Annotated in this window: 14 protein-coding genes; 11 read left to right on the top strand and 3 right to left on the bottom strand. The window is 55.1% G+C overall.

The features are described from left to right. Nucleotides 1–176 precede the first annotated feature (176 nt). Nucleotides 177–1,634, top strand: a complete 1,458-nt coding sequence (locus tag KIH86_RS27450) for a glycoside hydrolase family 43 protein (protein WP_223082577.1) — start codon at nucleotides 177–179, stop codon at nucleotides 1,632–1,634. A 94-nt stretch (nucleotides 1,635–1,728) separates the two neighbouring features. Here KIH86_RS27450 and KIH86_RS27445 read toward each other — a convergent pair whose 3' ends face one another. Further along, nucleotides 1,729–2,403, bottom strand: coding sequence for a DNA alkylation repair protein (locus KIH86_RS27445; RefSeq protein ID WP_223082579.1), 675 nt, complete (start codon nucleotides 2,401–2,403; stop codon nucleotides 1,729–1,731). A gap of 134 nt (nucleotides 2,404–2,537) precedes the next feature. On the opposite strand from KIH86_RS27445, the gene KIH86_RS27440 reads away from it, so the two are divergent. Both KIH86_RS27440 and KIH86_RS27435 read left to right on the top strand, forming a co-directional pair. After that, entirely contained in the window at nucleotides 2,538–3,296 is a 759-nt protein-coding gene (locus KIH86_RS27440) for an exodeoxyribonuclease III (protein WP_223082581.1), read from the top strand. A 90-nt stretch (nucleotides 3,297–3,386) separates the two neighbouring features. After that, entirely contained in the window at nucleotides 3,387–4,619 is a 1,233-nt protein-coding gene (locus KIH86_RS27435) for an aminopeptidase (protein WP_223082583.1), read from the top strand. 181 nt (nucleotides 4,620–4,800) lie between these two features. On the opposite strand, the gene KIH86_RS27430 is transcribed toward KIH86_RS27435, so the two are convergent. After that, on the bottom strand, nucleotides 4,801–6,246 hold the full coding sequence (locus KIH86_RS27430) for a serine hydrolase domain-containing protein (protein ID WP_235775634.1): 1,446 nt from the start codon (nucleotides 6,244–6,246) through the stop codon (nucleotides 4,801–4,803). 205 nt (nucleotides 6,247–6,451) lie between these two features. Here KIH86_RS27430 and KIH86_RS27425 point away from each other — a divergent pair, with 205 nt between their 5' ends. From KIH86_RS27425 to KIH86_RS27405, 5 genes are all read left to right on the top strand, one after another. Next, nucleotides 6,452–7,021: a TetR/AcrR family transcriptional regulator gene (locus KIH86_RS27425; RefSeq protein WP_223082585.1), complete on the top strand. Its 570-nt coding sequence runs from the start codon at nucleotides 6,452–6,454 to the stop codon at nucleotides 7,019–7,021. Between the two features lie 32 nt (nucleotides 7,022–7,053). After that, on the top strand, nucleotides 7,054–7,602 hold the full coding sequence (locus KIH86_RS27420; RefSeq protein ID WP_223082588.1) for an HXXEE domain-containing protein: 549 nt from the start codon (nucleotides 7,054–7,056) through the stop codon (nucleotides 7,600–7,602). Between the two features lie 151 nt (nucleotides 7,603–7,753). Continuing rightward, the gene (locus tag KIH86_RS27415; RefSeq protein ID WP_223082590.1) at nucleotides 7,754–8,953 is read left to right on the top strand and encodes an ABC transporter substrate-binding protein; all 1,200 of its coding nucleotides are present in this window, start codon (nucleotides 7,754–7,756) and stop codon (nucleotides 8,951–8,953) included. 108 nt (nucleotides 8,954–9,061) lie between these two features. Next, the gene (locus KIH86_RS27410) at nucleotides 9,062–9,694 is read left to right on the top strand and encodes a TetR/AcrR family transcriptional regulator (RefSeq protein ID WP_223082592.1); all 633 of its coding nucleotides are present in this window, start codon (nucleotides 9,062–9,064) and stop codon (nucleotides 9,692–9,694) included. 86 nt (nucleotides 9,695–9,780) lie between these two features. Further along, nucleotides 9,781–10,920 carry a glycosyltransferase gene (locus KIH86_RS27405; RefSeq protein ID WP_223082594.1) on the top strand — a complete coding sequence of 380 codons (1,140 nt, stop codon included), beginning with the start codon at nucleotides 9,781–9,783 and terminating at the stop codon, nucleotides 10,918–10,920. 84 nt (nucleotides 10,921–11,004) lie between these two features. Here the strand turns inward: KIH86_RS27405 and KIH86_RS27400 are convergent, their stop codons facing one another. Then, nucleotides 11,005–11,430: a GNAT family N-acetyltransferase gene (locus tag KIH86_RS27400; protein ID WP_223082597.1), complete on the bottom strand. Its 426-nt coding sequence runs from the start codon at nucleotides 11,428–11,430 to the stop codon at nucleotides 11,005–11,007. A 206-nt stretch (nucleotides 11,431–11,636) separates the two neighbouring features. Between KIH86_RS27400 and KIH86_RS27395 the strand changes: the two genes are divergently transcribed. Genes KIH86_RS27395 through KIH86_RS27385 form a run of 3 tightly spaced genes read left to right on the top strand, consistent with a single transcriptional unit; the run spans nucleotide 11,637 to nucleotide 14,649 of the window. Next, on the top strand, nucleotides 11,637–12,629 hold the full coding sequence (locus KIH86_RS27395) for an iron-hydroxamate ABC transporter substrate-binding protein (protein WP_223082599.1): 993 nt from the start codon (nucleotides 11,637–11,639) through the stop codon (nucleotides 12,627–12,629). 5 nt (nucleotides 12,630–12,634) lie between these two features. Beyond that, a complete protein-coding gene (locus KIH86_RS27390) occupies nucleotides 12,635–13,645 on the top strand; it encodes a FecCD family ABC transporter permease (protein ID WP_223082601.1) in 1,011 nt (336 codons plus the stop codon). After that, nucleotides 13,642–14,649 (top strand): FecCD family ABC transporter permease, encoded by a 1,008-nt coding sequence (locus KIH86_RS27385; protein ID WP_223082603.1) that lies wholly within the window; start codon nucleotides 13,642–13,644, stop codon nucleotides 14,647–14,649. Before KIH86_RS27390 ends, KIH86_RS27385 begins: the two co-directional genes overlap by 4 nt. The last annotated feature ends 103 nt before the right edge of the window (nucleotides 14,650–14,752 follow it).

The following is a 14,752-nucleotide window of genomic DNA, read 5'->3' as shown; positions in this document are numbered from 1 at the left end:
AGCTCCTTAAGTAGTAGTCTATACGGATCATATGTTCCGGTTGCTAACGCAATCTAAGTCAATTCTGGTCCTTTTAATTTCAATAAAATATGAAACGAATTAAGTAAATATAAAATAATCATTGACACAAATCCCTCTCCGATTCAAAATGAAAGGGTATACATAGGGGGATGATCATGTTGAAGAAGAAGCTGGGCCTTTCGTTAGTATTGACAGCAGGTTTGTTGAGTGCTTGCGGCTCACCGGCGGAGCAGGCCGATAATGGAGGGGACGGAGGGGCTGAAGCAGCTCCGGTCTTTGCCGACGTTTCCGTTCATGATCCATCGGTGATCAAGGTCAAGGACACGTATTATGTATTCGGCTCTCATCTGGCGTCAGCCAAATCGAAGGATTTAATGTCCTGGACGCAAATTTCGGACGGAGTAGCGGACGGCAATCCGCTGATTCCGAATGTGACAACAGAGCTGTCCGAGACATTGGGATGGGCGCAGTCGGACACGCTGTGGGCGCCGGATGTCATTCAGCTGGCGGATGGCAAATTCTACATGTACTATAATGCCTGCAAGGGAGATTCCCCACTGTCGGCCATGGGCATAGCCGTGTCGAATAAAATTAAAGGTCCTTACAAGAACAAGGGCATTATTCTCAAATCGGGCATGAACGGGATTTCCGATGACGGAACGGTATATAATGCGAACAAGCAGCCCAATGTGGTGGACCCGGATGTGTTTTTCGATAAAAACGGAGAGTTGTGGATGGTCTATGGCTCATATTCCGGCGGAATCTTTGTATTGAAATTGGACCCCAAGACGGGAGAACCGCTGAAGAGTGAGGGCTATGGCAAAAAAGTGCTCGGAGGCTACCACGCCCGCATCGAAGGCCCGTATATGCTGTACAGTCCGGAGACGGATTATTACTACCTGTTCCTCTCCTTTGGAGGACTAACGGCGGATGGGGGCTACAATATCCGTGTTGCCCGGTCGAAATCGCCGGACGGTCCGTTTACCGATGCCCAGGGACAGGATATGATCGAAGCGCAGGGGACGCCTGGCGTGCTGTTTGACGATCCGGCCTATGCGCCGTACGGTGTGAAGCTGATGGGCAACTTCGAATTCCAGCCCGCGGACAACGAGAAGGATACGCTCAGCGAGGGTTACGTCTCGCCCGGACACAACTCCGCGTATTACGATGAAGACACCGGCAAATACTACCTGATCTTCCACACCCGCTTTCCGGGAAGAGGAGAAGAGCACGAGGTGCGCGTGCATCAAATGTTCATGAACGAGAAGGGCTGGCCTGTCGTCGCGCCTCACCGGTATGCCGGTGAGACGATCGGAGACTATAAGGAAGCTGATACGGCAGGGTCCTACAAGATGGTGAATCACGGCAAGGACATCTCGGCGGAGACGGTCCTATCCGAAATCATCGAGCTGAAGGAAGACGGCACTGTAACCGGCGCAGTTAACGGAACCTGGAGCTTGAAGGATGGGCATAAAGCGGTCATGAACATTGACGGAACCGAATACGACGGTGTATTTCTCCGCGAGTGGGACGAAGGGACGCAGAGCCGCGTGATGACGTTCACCGTCCAGTCGGAAGAAGGCGTGTCCATTTGGGGCAGCCATGTGAAGTGAAGTCAGAGGCTATAGGGAATGAAGGGTCATGTGAGCTGGAGTAAAATAGTCATTTATAGTATACTGGGGGGCCGGATTCGGCCCCTTTATTTTGTTACGAGGATTGTCCAGACTGTCGCTGCAGCCATTTCAGGCCTTCCCGCCGGCTCAGCGGCATCAGCTCCTCCTTCGCGATGAATGCCTCCACAGAGGCCGGATTGAACTTGGAATACTCTCTGAGCGCCCAGCCAATCGCTTTCTGGATGAAGAATTCCTTCGAGCCGGCATGCGTCCGGATGTACCGGTACAACCGGTGTTCATCCGTCGAGTCCTTGTAGTGCAGCTGATACAGGATGGCGGTCCGGTTGAGCCACATATTCTCCGAGGCAATCCATTTGCTGCCGCATTCATCTTGGAGTTCTGGGTAATTCCGCAGCAGCGCACCGGCAGCGCCCGAGGCGAGGAGATCGACGGTATCCCACCAGGAGTGCCGGGTAATGCAGTCTTCGATGAGGGGAATGTCCGAAGGGTTGAGCTTCTTTTTCAAGGCAAGCAGAATGTCCACACCGCAGTAGTGATACTCCCGTTCCGGAAGCTCCCATAGCAGGGAAACCCATGACTTGTCCGCCGGATGCCCGGCCAGAAACTGCTTCAGGACAAGCCTTCTCTCGGGCGTCCGGACGCCGAGGAATGGGAATTGATTGCGCTGGTAAGCGCTCATGGCAGCGGCTTCTGCGGGCTGGCGCAGCTGCTCCAGCGAAGTGACCAGCAATTCTAAAGGTCCGTTCATCATCGTATTCCTTTCTTTCACTGCAGGATGAATTTATTGTATCATGAAAAAGGCGAACTGCCGTTCCATAAAAATCACAGATTGAAGCATATCGGATTGAACATACATAAGTAAACGGAAGGGGAAATGAAGGGATGAAGCTGATATCCTGGAATGTCAACGGTCTCAGAGCGTGTGTGAATAAAGGCTTTAACGATTATTTTGCGGAGGCGGATGCCGATATCTTCTGTGTGCAGGAGACGAAGCTGCAGGAGGGACAGATTCTCCTCGATCATGGCGGCAAATACCTTCAATATTGGAACTACGCCGAGAAAAAAGGGTATTCGGGAACCGCCGTCTTCACCAAAACCGAGCCCTTGTCTGTCAACCGCGGGCTGGATGGAGAGGATGACCCGGAAGGCAGAGTGCTGACACTCCAATACGAGAACTTTTATCTGATCAATGTGTACACTCCGAACGCGCGCCGCGATCTTTCGCGGCTGCCCTACCGGCTGGAGTGGGAGGACAGATTCCGTGATTATCTCCTGAAGCTCGACCGGGACAAGCCCGTTGTCGTGTGCGGTGATCTCAACGTGGCGCATCGTGAAATCGATCTGAAGAACGCCAAGGCGAATAGGGGCAATTCGGGCTTCACGGATGAGGAGCGGGGCAAGATGACCGAGCTGCTGGCAGCCGGCTTCGTCGATTCGTTCCGCCATCTGTATCCGGACAAGACCGATATGTATTCCTGGTGGTCCTACATGCCGAAGGTCAGAGAGCGGAATGTGGGCTGGCGGATTGACTATTTCCTGGTTTCCTCCCGGCTGGCCGGCTCTGTCGCGGCTGCGGGCATCGAATGCGCCGTGATGGGCAGCGATCATTGTCCGGTTTCCCTGGAGCTCGAAGGCGTGTAAGATTGTCTATTGCGGATTTGTGATAAAATGGAGTAATGCGCTGTATATTTTCAACGTACTATTTTTAACTTACATCGGAGGCTTGCAGAGATGAAATCTTTTGAACAACTTCTGGACAAATACGCCCAGCTCGTCATCAAGATCGGGGTGAACGTTCAGCCCGGCCAGGTGCTGATCGTGAACGCGCCGCTTGAGACGGCCGAGCTGACACGGCTTATCGTCGCCAAGGCGTATGACGCGGGCGCGAAATACGTCATGGTGGATTGGGACGATGAAGCGGTAACCCGTATCCGCTATGAGCATGCGCCAGCGGATTCATTCGGTTACTATCCGCAGTGGCACTCGGATATGATGGAGAAATTCGCGGAGGAAGGCGGAGCCATCCTGCGCATCAAGGTGCCGGACCCCGAGCTTCTGAGCGGGGTCGACGCCGGTGCCGTTGCGACCGCAGTCAAGGCTGCCGCGGTCGCGAACCAGAAATATTCCGCCTTCACGCGGAATAACAAGATCAGCTGGTCGCTGATCAAGGCGCCCACCCGGGCGTGGGCGGCCAAAGTATTCGCCGACCTGCCCGAAGAGCAGCGGATCACCGCCATGTGGGAGGCGATCTTCCACATGAACCGGGTCGATGAGGAGCGCGACCCGGTGGAGGCGTGGCGGGAGCATATCGCCGCGCTGAAGAAGAGCCAGGAGCGGCTGAACGCGAAGCGCTACCGCAGCCTGCATTACCGGGCGCCCGGAACGGACCTTAAGGTCGGGCTGCCGGAAGGGCATCTGTGGCGGGCCGCCGGGGGCGAGAACGGGCAGGGTGTGTACTTCGTCGCCAATATGCCGACAGAGGAAGTGTACACCATGCCTCACCGGGCCCGCGTGAACGGGACGGTCAGCAGCACGATGCCGCTCAACCTGAACGGTCGGCTGGTGGATGGCATCAAGCTGACCTTCACGGACGGCAAGGTCACGGCGTTCGACGCCGCCGAAGGACGCGAGCATCTCGCGACTCTGCTGGAGACGGACGAAGGCGCGTCCTACCTGGGCGAGATGGCGCTTGTGCCGCATGATTCGCCGATATCGCGGCTGAACCGCATCTTCTACAACACAGGCATCGACGAGAACGCATCCTGTCATTTCGCGCTTGGCAGCGCCTATCCAGTCAACATCGAAGGCGGAACGAAGCTGAGCAGGGAGGAATTGCTCCAGGCAGGCGCGAACGTGAGCCTGACCCATGTCGATTTCATGATCGGCTCGGCCGAGCTGGATATCGACGGCGAGCTTCCGGACGGTACGCTGGAGCCGGTGTTCCGCCGGGGTAACTGGGTATAAAACCTGGAAGATAACCGGGCAGGAGCTGGCGCTTCAGAGTGGGGATAACGCACTGGAGCTGACGGCATCTCTTTAGACAGGCCTGGCCCGGCAGCTATACTTCCATCAACGAAAGAGGCAAGCGCTGCGGCATTGAATGCTGCTTCGCTTGCCTCTTGTTTTTGTCCTGGCAGCCGAGACCTTATTCCCAAGCTCCTTCAATCACGGTTGTCCCGGTATTCTCAAAGGTCGGGTGTTCCTTATAGTGAAGCGTGCAGTTGTCCTTGTCAAAGACAAGGGCGAGCGTAATGCAGACCGGCGACTCGATGACACGAACGGCAGCTTCAATCCGGTCAGGTCCGTCCCAGCTGAAGGCGGACGATACACGGATATTGGGATTTCCTTCGAATACGGTCTCGCCATCCTGCCAGCGCCGTCTTCCGGGCAGCACTGACAGGTGCTGGCCGGCGTAGCTCACGGTCAGCTCTGCCTCGTCGTCCCGAAATTGGAGCGAGAGCCATTCCAGTCCGGAACTGTTCGGCTTAAGAATGAGTCTTCTTCCGGAAATTTCGCTCTCCCGGCCGGAGGCAGGCAGAGTGCCGGGCGGCTGAATAGACAGTCCTTCAAGTCTTCTCTTCAGGGAGTCTTCGCTCGCCGGATCGGCAGGCACAGAGGCTGCGGAGAAGGCGGGGAGGATATGCTTCCACAAAGTGCTCAGCACGGCTTGAATATCGTCAACAGCGGCCGTTGCAGCGAATATGGCGCGCTGCTCCGGCATAACCACACACAGCTGTCCGAATGCGCCGTCAGCGCGGTACGCCCCGTATCTGCAGCGCCAGAATTGATAGCCGTAGCCCTGCGACCATTCGCTGTCTTCCGCATCGCCGTTAGAGATTTGCTTGGATGTTGCTTCCTGAATCCAGCCGGAATCCAGAAGTCTGGTACCGTTCCAGATGCCTTCCTGCAGCAGCAGCTGACCGAATTTCGCGATATCCTCCGTCCGCAGATACAGTCCCCAACCGCCGGCGGTAATCCCGTCGGGACAAGTCTCCCAGAACGGGTTCACGATCCCGAGCGGGTCAAAGAGGCGGGGCCGCAAATAATCGAGCATTGTCATGCCGGCAACCTTCTGAAGGATAGCCGACAGCATGTAGGTCGCACCGCTGTTGTAGACGAATTGGCTGCCTGGCTCGTATTCCAGCGGCGCGGAGAAGAAGATCTCCGACCAGCTCTTGTGGTTATCGCGATTGACCGAGATCAAGGTCTCGCCGCCATGTCCGCTGGACATAGTAAGCAGGTGGCGAATGGTCATGGACGACAGACGTTCGTCCGGTTCCCCCTTTGCATGCTCCGGGAAGTAGGAGATGACGGAATCTTCCGTCTTCAGAAGTCCCTCCGAGACGGCCAGTCCGATGGCGGCCGAAGTGAAGCTCTTGCTGAGCGAGAACAGCGAATGAGGCAGCTCACGGCGGTAAGGATGCCACCAGCCCTCGGCAACAACATGTCCATCCCGAAGGAGCATCATACTATGCAGCTCAAGACCGCGCTCTTCAATTTCCGTGATAAAATCCCGAATCGAACCGGAAGGGATACCTTGCTGTTCCGGTGTGCTTCGGGGCAGATCCTTCAAGGTATTCTGATCGAGCATAATAACCTCCTGCCGGGGCGATAGACCCCGTTATTTGAATGCGGACGTATCATTTCCACTATATTGTAAACGCTATCTCCGAAACTTCCTATGCTTTTTTCCTTATAAGGCAAGAAAAGGGCTTCAATTTGGCAGCGAAATGGCTATAATAGGAAAATAACTAACTAATCAGTTATGTTTTTCAATCTTAGGGAGGTATGGAACAATGGCGGGAGCCAAGGGAGAAGCGACCCGTGCACGGCTGCTGGCATCGGCGGAAGCGCTGTTTGCGGCACAGGGCTATCATGGAACAACAGTCAGTCAGATTGTCGCGGATGCCGGAGTGACCCAGGCTTCGTTCTATTTGTATTTTCCCGGCAAGGAAAAGCTGATGAATGAGCTGTTGCAGCGTTTCGAGAATCGGCTCAGGCAGCTCAGCAATGCGGGGGAAGAAGCCGGAAGGCAGCCGGAGGGCAAGCTGGAAGCGTTCGCGGCACATGCGATGACCGCGATGTTCAGGCTGCTGGGGGAGAATCTGAATCTGACCCGAATCGCGCTGCAAGGAGCTGCCGGCGAACGAATCCGGCTGGAGCTTGTCCTTGAGGTTGCCGGCAATATCCGGCTGAACCAGTCACGGGGTGTCGTCAGCCCGGAGATCGAGCCAGAGCTGGCTGCGGAATCGCTTGTTGCCGCCGTGGAATACTTGGCGTACCGCTACCTGATGAATGGGGAACGAAGCGTCGAGGAGCTGGGGAATCGGGCGGCAAGGCTGTTTTTGCGAGGAATATTGAAATAGGCTGTGCCTATTATTTTGCTGGAGGTGGCGTTATGCTGCATGGACTCGATTCGGCGGTGGATTGGTCCAGTCTGCTGTGGCTGTTCCCCGTGCTGTTCATGTTTCATGATTTCGAAGAAATTCTGACTGTGGAAGAATGGGCAGACCGCAACCGGGATAAGGTGCTGGGCACACTGCCGCCTTTTGCCCGGAAGGCTCTCTACGCTTCCCTGTTCTGCGGAACCCGCCGGTTCGCGCTCGATGTCCTGTATGTGTACGGCTTTATCGTGGCGTTCACTGGGATGGCGGCATTCTTCTCGTTCTACCTTCCATTTCTCGCTGCGCTGTCCCTGTTTTTTCTGCATGCGTTCACGCATGTTTTTCAGGCTATCTATCTCAAAATGTACACGCCCGGCGTCACGACCTCGATTCTGATTGTGCTGCCGTATTCGGTCTATGCGTTCTACCGCTTGATTTCATCGGGGATGGCAGGCTGGGGAGACATAGGAGGAAGTCTGCTGCTCCTTCTGCTGGCCGGGCCGCCGCTGTTTGTCCTGCTGCTCAGAGGAAGGGCTAAATCATACCGGGATATTACCGGATAACGCAACCTGAGACAACCTTGTGAAATCCGCTTTGATTCATGCGATTCCAGTGACATTCCTCACTCCCTTTTTCAGCAAAATTTAAGAAAATCGGATGAAACAAGAGCAGTCATCGCAGAAGGAGGACAATGAGACAGAGGGAGGAATCAAGGTGGGAGCGATAAGAACGTATTTGAAGCTTGGCGAGGTGCTGCGGGATTACCCGCACAAGTCGGAAGTGCTTACCGATTATTTCGGCGTGGGAGGAACGGCAGAATTGCTGGACCGCTATGGCAATGATGCGTATCTGAACCGGATGCTGAAGAGCGAGAGCAAGCCGGCGGACACGCTGCTGTCGCTGTTGAACGAGGGAGAGGAAGAGGGGCTGCTTCCGCCGCCCGGAGAGCTTGATTTTCTCGGAATGTCGATTTGTCTGATGCGCCAGCGGTTTCAGGCCTGTTTCGACGATTGGATGACCGAATACCGGGAAGAGACCGGCGGAATGTTCAACTGTTATTTGCCGAGAAACTGCGGAAGCGGGAACCCCTACCGGAATGTATGGCAGACTAGCGATATTTCCGAATTTCCAGGCATCGTGACGGGATGCGGGATTTCTGATTATTTCCGAGCGGAATTCAGAGACAATCTGCTGAGCCGGGGGCTGTTTCAATCCGTGGACATGCCGCTGAACGCCGGACTTCCTTCCGAGCTTATCGATCCTTACGGCGCGTATACGCTCTACGGTGTTTATCCGTATGTGATGATGATTGACGAGACCCGGATCGGCTCGCTGCCAAGACCCACCGTATGGGCCGATCTGATGAATCCGGTGTATGAGAACAATGTCATTGTGGTCGGCTCATCGGAGAAAATTTCTGAGATGCTGCTGATGCATATCTACAAAGAACATGGCGATGAAGGTGTAGAACGGCTGGGCGTAACGATCAAGGACGGCTGGCACGGTTCGAGAATGGCCAAAGCGGCAGGGAGCCCGTCCGGTGAAGGCGCGGCGATTTATGTGCTGCCGTGGGCGTTCGCAAAGGTATGTCCACGTCCGGATCGTGTATCCGTTATCTGGCCGGAGGACGGCGCGCTGTGCAACCCGCTCTTCATGCTTGTCCGCCGGGATCGTTATAACGATCTTGCTCCTATCGCGAATTATATCACCGGGGCCCGGCTTGGCCGGGAGGTGGCGGCCTGCTCTTTTGCGTCATTGAACGCGGAGGTGGATAACGGTCTGCCGTCCGGAGTGCAAATGAAGTGGCTTGGTTGGGAATACTTGCGGTCAGTCGATCTTCAGAAGCTGAAAGAACATGTGCATTCGGTATTCAGAGGGAATTGGCAAAACAAGCCGGAGGTGGTGCTCCGTTAACCGCATCAATCCGGTATGAACCTGAATTTCGCTTGTAAACAAAGAAAGCTTCTTGTAAGATGGATTTAGTACGAGCGTTCTATTCTGTGAGGGAAACTGTGACTGGACATGACCAAAAGATCTTACGACAGTGAACAGGTCCGCCACGATGTGCTGCGCGAAGCCGAAGCGCTGTTCTCGCGCAAGGGGTATATCGCAACCTCCATCAGTGATATATCGAAGGCGGCGGGCCACAGCAAGGGACATATTTATTATCACTTCAAGAGCAAGGAAGAGCTGTTTGTCGTGCTGGCGCAGCAGACGATCCGGAGCTGGGGAGAACGCTGGGAGGAGCGGGCCGCGGCTTGCGGATCGGCGGTTGAGAAGGTATATGCCATTGCCGATTTTGTCATGGACAATTATCAGCAGGATCTGTTGAAAGCGGGTCAGGAGCTTGCCGCGCTTCCGGATGTTCAGCCTTCTACACTGCAGGCGCTTTACGGACTTGCAGCCACACCGGTCGCAGCCTACCGGAGTATTATCGCGGAAGGAATGGACGCAGGCCTCTTCGGCAAGGGCGATCCGGATCGCCTGAGCATGCTGCTCGGCGCGTGGCTTGGCGGACTCAATGTGTTCGTGCATACCTTGGACAGGGAGATACTGCGGAGCTTGTACCGGGAGACGGCGAAAATGTTCGTAAAAGCGGTGGCCGCACCAGGATATGATGACGATCAAGCTCTGGATGCGGGACCCAAAGCTTAGTCGGGAGAAATCGGCTGCAAGCAGGCCGCTTTCTTTTTTGCCAACATTAGAACGATCGTACAATTTTATGCGGGAGAGGTTGACGAATGAACGTACTGTATTGGATTCTTGGCGGGATCAACCTGCTGATGTGGGGCTGGGCCGCAGTTCTGTATAGCTTAAAGGGCCGTGAAATCGACCGTTTGGCCGAAACGAAACCGGAACCGGAGCCGGAAGTCATTCAGCCCCTGATCTCGGTTGTAATCGCGGTCCGCAACGAGCAAAAAGCGCTGGAACGCTGCATCCGGTCGCTGGCGGCCCAGAGCTATGACCGGGTTGAAATTATTGTCGTCAATGACCGTTCCTCTGATGATACGGGTGACATCATCAAGCGGATGGAAGCCGAGTTTCCGCAGGTGACGGGCCTTCAGATCACGGAACTGCCGGAAGGCTGGATGGGCAAAAGCCATGCTCTCTATGTAGGGACCAAGCTGGCAAAAGGGGAATGGCTGCTGTTCACGGACGGAGACATCCTGTTTCATCCGGAATGCCTCGCCAAGGCCGAGACCAGCTGCCGAAATGAAGCGGTCGACCACTTGTCGCTTATTCCCGAGTTCAAGGGCAGCCATCTTTTCTCCAAATGGTACGGAGCGTATATCTTCTCCAGCGCTTCATCGTTCGGGATGCTGTGGAAGGCCAAGGACCCGAAGGCGCCCCAGACGCTGGGTGTAGGGGCGTTCAATCTGCTGCGCCGAAGCGCATATGAGGCGATCGGCACCCACGCCGCTTTTTCGTACGTGACCACCGACGATAATGAGCTTGCCAAAAGGATCAAGAAGTCCGGTCTGCGCCAGAATGTGATGTACGGCACCGGAATGATCGCGGTCTGGAATTGGTATGAAAGTCTCCGCCAGTTGATCGGAAGCGTGGAGAAGTCCTTGTTCACGCCGGGCAAAGCCGTGATGACCGCTGTGGCCTGCATGCTGACCATGCTGTATCCCTGGGCTGGTCTGTTCTTGGGCCCTGTCGGAGCAAGAGCGCTTTGCGGTTTCAGCTTGCTGTCCGTGCTCTGGCTGTACTTTCTGTACTCACGGCATGCCGGGGGAGGAGCATGGTACGGTCTGGCGCATCCGTTAATCGGCCTCTGCCTGATTGCCGGTGGAGTCAGAGGCGCTTACCGGGCGAAAGTGAACGGCGGCATGACCTGGCGCGGAACGACTTATGATTTGAATAATCTGAAATCCTGACCGTTGGGATATCGGAATTCATCCATAAGCAGTCCCCAATGAACGTGCCGATATTGAAAAAGTGAGGTTTCGATTCGAGCCGGATTACGGATTCGGACCGGAACGAAAATACACGCTTTTCTCCTTGAACCCGAGCGATCTCCAGAAACCCAGCGCCTGCTCGTTCCAGAACATCGCTTCAACATCAAGATTGTCCGTATGCAGATGGCTCGTCAGGACGCGGAAGGCTTCTCTTCCGAGTCCCTGGCGGCGGTATTCCCGGCGGATGAAGAAATGTCTGATGTACAGCGGAACGGAATGATGCCTAATCAATGAATAGCCTGTTGCTTCCCCCTTGCAGAGAAATAAATAGGCGGTGTAGTCGGTTTCGATGAACCGCTGCATGCGCTCCTTCAGCTGACCGGAATCCATGGAATTGTCATGCTGTTCATCCTCAATAAGCTGTTTGTTCATTTCCGCCAGCAGATCGAGGTCGCTTTCGACGGCTTCTCTGATCGTTAAATTGTGCATATTGTCCCCCCAATAACTGGTTTTCCGACCTCAATCATATCCTGATTTCCCGGATTCATACAATGCGTGATGATTATTTCGGCTTCTGCTCAAAAATTTTCCCTTATGCCATTGACAGATTGCGCAGGACAAATTAAAGTTTAAAACATTGAAAGTGATAATCATTATCACTAATACATACAAGAGCTTGATAGGGGGATGAGGAAATGAAGAAGTGGTGGATTCCAGTATTCATTCTGATGATGGCGGTGGTTACAGCCTGTGGCAATAATGGTGGAAATAACGCCGGAGGCTCTGCGGCAAGCTCTAGTCCAGGTTCAGCCAGCCCGGCTGCATCGGCGCCTGCAGCCTCGGCAGAAAGCACGGCCGCTGCCGCAGAAGGAAGCACTGGGACGTTTACATACCAATCGGACGCAGGTCCGGTAGAAGTTCCGGTGAATCCGCAGCGCGTCGTGGTACTGTCCGGCTTCACGGGTAATGTGCTGGCGCTTGGCGTCAACCTGGTAGGCGTTGATTCCTGGAGCAAGAGCAACCCCAATTTCGCGGATAAGCTGAAGGACGTTGAGGCCGTATCCGATGAGGATCTGGAGAAGATCATCGAGCTGAAGCCGGATCTTATCATCGGCTACGACAGCGTGAAGAATCTGGACAAGCTCAAGCAGATTGCCCCGACAGTTGTGTATACGTACGCCAAGGTCGATTTTTTGACCCAGCATATCGAAATCGGCAAGGCCTTGAACAAGGAGAAAGAGGCCCGGGCCTGGGTTGATGACTTCAAAGCGCGGATGGCAGCAGCAGGTGAGGAAATCCGGGCGAAGATCGGCGACAAGACCGTCTCCGTCATGGAGAATGACGCCAAGCAGTTCTACGTCTTCGGCGATCACTGGGGCCGCGGTACGGAAATTCTGTATCAGGGCATGAATCTGAACATGCCGGCGAAAGTGAAGGAAGCGGTCGCCAAGGACGGCTGGTATGCCGTGTCCCTTGAAGTTCTTCCTGAATATATGGGCGATTATGTCATTTTCAGCAAGAGCTCCGACATGGATAACGCCTTCCAGCAGACCGAAACGTATAAGAATATCCCGGCCGTCAAGAACAACCAGGTATATGAGGTCGATGCCAAGGGCTTCTACTTCAATGATGCGCTGACGCTCGATTACCAGCTCGATTTCTTCATCAAGATGTTCCTGGGCAAGTGATTCCGATGAAACAAGTATCCGTACAAACAGGATTCTCTTGGGGAAAGTTCGGAGCTGCGCTTCTAGTGCTCGTCCTGGCCTTTGCGGTATCGCTGGTGGTAGGGGCCAAGGCGACAACGCTTCATGAGGCCTGGCAAGCGCTGTTCACCAATGCGTCCGGAGAGAATGTCGGTTTAATACGGGAAATCCGCCTGCCGCGTATTGCGGCAGGCCTTCTCGTAGGAGCGGCTCTGGCTGTTTCAGGGGCGATCATGCAGGGCCTGACGCGCAATCCGCTGGCTGATCCCGGACTGCTGGGCATTACCTCCGGGGGCAATGCGGCGCTCGCCTGCGCCCTGGCTTTTATTCCTTCGCTGACTTATTCCGGTATTATGCTGGCATGCTTTGTCGGAGCTGCGGTTGGTGCGCTGATGGTATTCGGACTCGGCGCGGCCTCCAAAAGCGGATTGTCCTCCATACAGCTTGTTCTGGCGGGGGCGGCGGTCTCCGCGCTTCTGACAGCGGTGGCGGAAGGCGTGGCGCTGTATTTCAAGCTGTCCAAGGATGTCTCCATGTGGACGGCTGCAGGCCTTGTCGGTACGACCTGGGATCAGGTCCGCAGCATTCTTCCGTTCGTCGTGATCGGCATTATTATCGCGATCGGCTTCGCCCGGCCTTTGACCATTCTCAGCCTTAACGACTCGACAGCGGTCGGTCTCGGTCTCCGTACCGGGCAGGTCAAAGTTATCCTCTTCGTGCTGGTCGTCATCCTCTCGGGTTCTTCCGTCGCTCTGGTAGGAAATATGGCTTTTATGGGCCTTATGATTCCGCATATTGTGCGAATGTTCTCGGGAACGGATTACCGGAATATTCTGCCTCTGTCGGCGGTATGCGGCGGTGCTTTCATGCTGCTTGCCGATACAGTAGGCCGCATGATCAACGCTCCGTATGAAACGCCGGTTGCGGCCATTATCGCTCTGCTTGGCCTTCCGTTCTTTCTGATCATCGTGAGAAAAGGAGGGAGCTCGCTGTCATGATCCGCACCGAACTATTGCGCAAACAGAGAGCGATCGTCGCCGCGCTGGTCCTCCTGCTGATCGGAACCCTGCTTGTCGGTATGGGGATCGGCAGATCCTCCGTGTCCTATGACCGGATCATTCCAACCCTCATGGGACATGGCTCCTTCAAGGACGAATTCGTGCTCTTCTCCGTCCGTCTGCCCCGCATGCTCGTGACGATGCTCTCGGGGATGGCGCTTGCTCTGTCCGGTTCCATCCTACAGGCCGTGACGCGCAATGATCTCGCCGATCCGGGGATTGTGGGGATTAACGCGGGAGCGGGTGTGGCGGTCTCCGTGTTCTTTCTGTATGTTCCGATTGACGCCGTGTCCTTCGCGTATGCACTGCCGCTTGTGGGATTTGCCGGCGGATTTCTCGCCGCGGTGCTCATTTACCTCTTCGCGTACAACAAGACGGAGGGTCTGAAGCCGCTCAAGCTGGTGCTGACCGGTACAGGATTTTCCATGGCACTCTCGGGGCTTATGATCATCGTCATTTCATCAACCGACCGCCAGAAATTCGACTTTATCGCCAAATGGCTGGCGGGTAATATCTGGGGCACCGATTGGCCCTACATCTATGCGCTGCTGCCGTGGTTGATTCTGATTGTCCCGTTCGTGCTGTACAAGTCCAACGTTCTCAATCTGCTGTCGCTCAGCGAGCATGTCACAGTGGGGATCGGCGTCCGGATGCAGCGCGAACGACTGCTGCTGATGATCGCCGCCGTAGCGCTTGCATCATCGGCCGTTTCGGTGACAGGAGGCATTGCCTTTATCGGCCTGATGGCTCCGCATATCGCGAAATCGCTAGTCGGGCCTAGACATCAGCTATATATTCCGATCTCGCTTCTGCTGGGAAGCTGGCTGCTGATTGTCGCCGACCTGATCGGGCACAACATCGCAGGACCCGATGGTATCCCGGCGGGTGTCATGGCCGCGTTGATCGGTGCACCATATTTCGCTTATCTGCTTCTGAAGAAATAACCTGCTTGATCCAAAGCAAGGATTGACTTGATTCATTAATCGGTAAAAAATGGAGGCTGTCCGCCTGGGACAACCTCTATTTTTTTGGGAGGGAGGGGTGGAT

This window comes from Paenibacillus sinensis, assembly GCF_019904155.1.
Classification (GTDB): Bacteria; Bacillota; Bacilli; order Paenibacillales; family Paenibacillaceae; genus Paenibacillus_AQ; species Paenibacillus_AQ sinensis.
Note: the sequence above shows the minus strand (reverse complement) of the source record. Positions and strands in the feature narration are given on the sequence as shown.

Excerpts from the sequence above, each read along its gene's own strand:
- KIH86_RS27445 (WP_223082579.1), bottom strand. The coding sequence starts at position 2,403 with ATGAACGGACCTTTAGAATTGCTGGTCACTTCGCTGGAGCAGCTGCGC.
- KIH86_RS27425 (WP_223082585.1), top strand. The coding sequence starts at position 6,452 with ATGGCGGGAGCCAAGGGAGAAGCGACCCGTGCACGGCTGCTGGCATCG.
- KIH86_RS27400 (WP_223082597.1), bottom strand. The coding sequence starts at position 11,430 with ATGCACAATTTAACGATCAGAGAAGCCGTCGAAAGCGACCTCGATCTG.
- KIH86_RS27430 (WP_235775634.1), bottom strand. The coding sequence starts at position 6,246 with ATGCTCGATCAGAATACCTTGAAGGATCTGCCCCGAAGCACACCGGAA.
- KIH86_RS27450 (WP_223082577.1), top strand. The coding sequence starts at position 177 with ATGTTGAAGAAGAAGCTGGGCCTTTCGTTAGTATTGACAGCAGGTTTG.
- KIH86_RS27435 (WP_223082583.1), top strand. The coding sequence starts at position 3,387 with ATGAAATCTTTTGAACAACTTCTGGACAAATACGCCCAGCTCGTCATC.
- KIH86_RS27405 (WP_223082594.1), top strand. The coding sequence starts at position 9,781 with ATGAACGTACTGTATTGGATTCTTGGCGGGATCAACCTGCTGATGTGG.
- KIH86_RS27390 (WP_223082601.1), top strand. The coding sequence starts at position 12,635 with ATGAAACAAGTATCCGTACAAACAGGATTCTCTTGGGGAAAGTTCGGA.
- KIH86_RS27440 (WP_223082581.1), top strand. The coding sequence starts at position 2,538 with ATGAAGCTGATATCCTGGAATGTCAACGGTCTCAGAGCGTGTGTGAAT.
- KIH86_RS27385 (WP_223082603.1), top strand. The coding sequence starts at position 13,642 with ATGATCCGCACCGAACTATTGCGCAAACAGAGAGCGATCGTCGCCGCG.
- KIH86_RS27420 (WP_223082588.1), top strand. The coding sequence starts at position 7,054 with ATGCTGCATGGACTCGATTCGGCGGTGGATTGGTCCAGTCTGCTGTGG.
- KIH86_RS27410 (WP_223082592.1), top strand. The coding sequence starts at position 9,062 with ATGACCAAAAGATCTTACGACAGTGAACAGGTCCGCCACGATGTGCTG.
- KIH86_RS27395 (WP_223082599.1), top strand. The coding sequence starts at position 11,637 with ATGAAGAAGTGGTGGATTCCAGTATTCATTCTGATGATGGCGGTGGTT.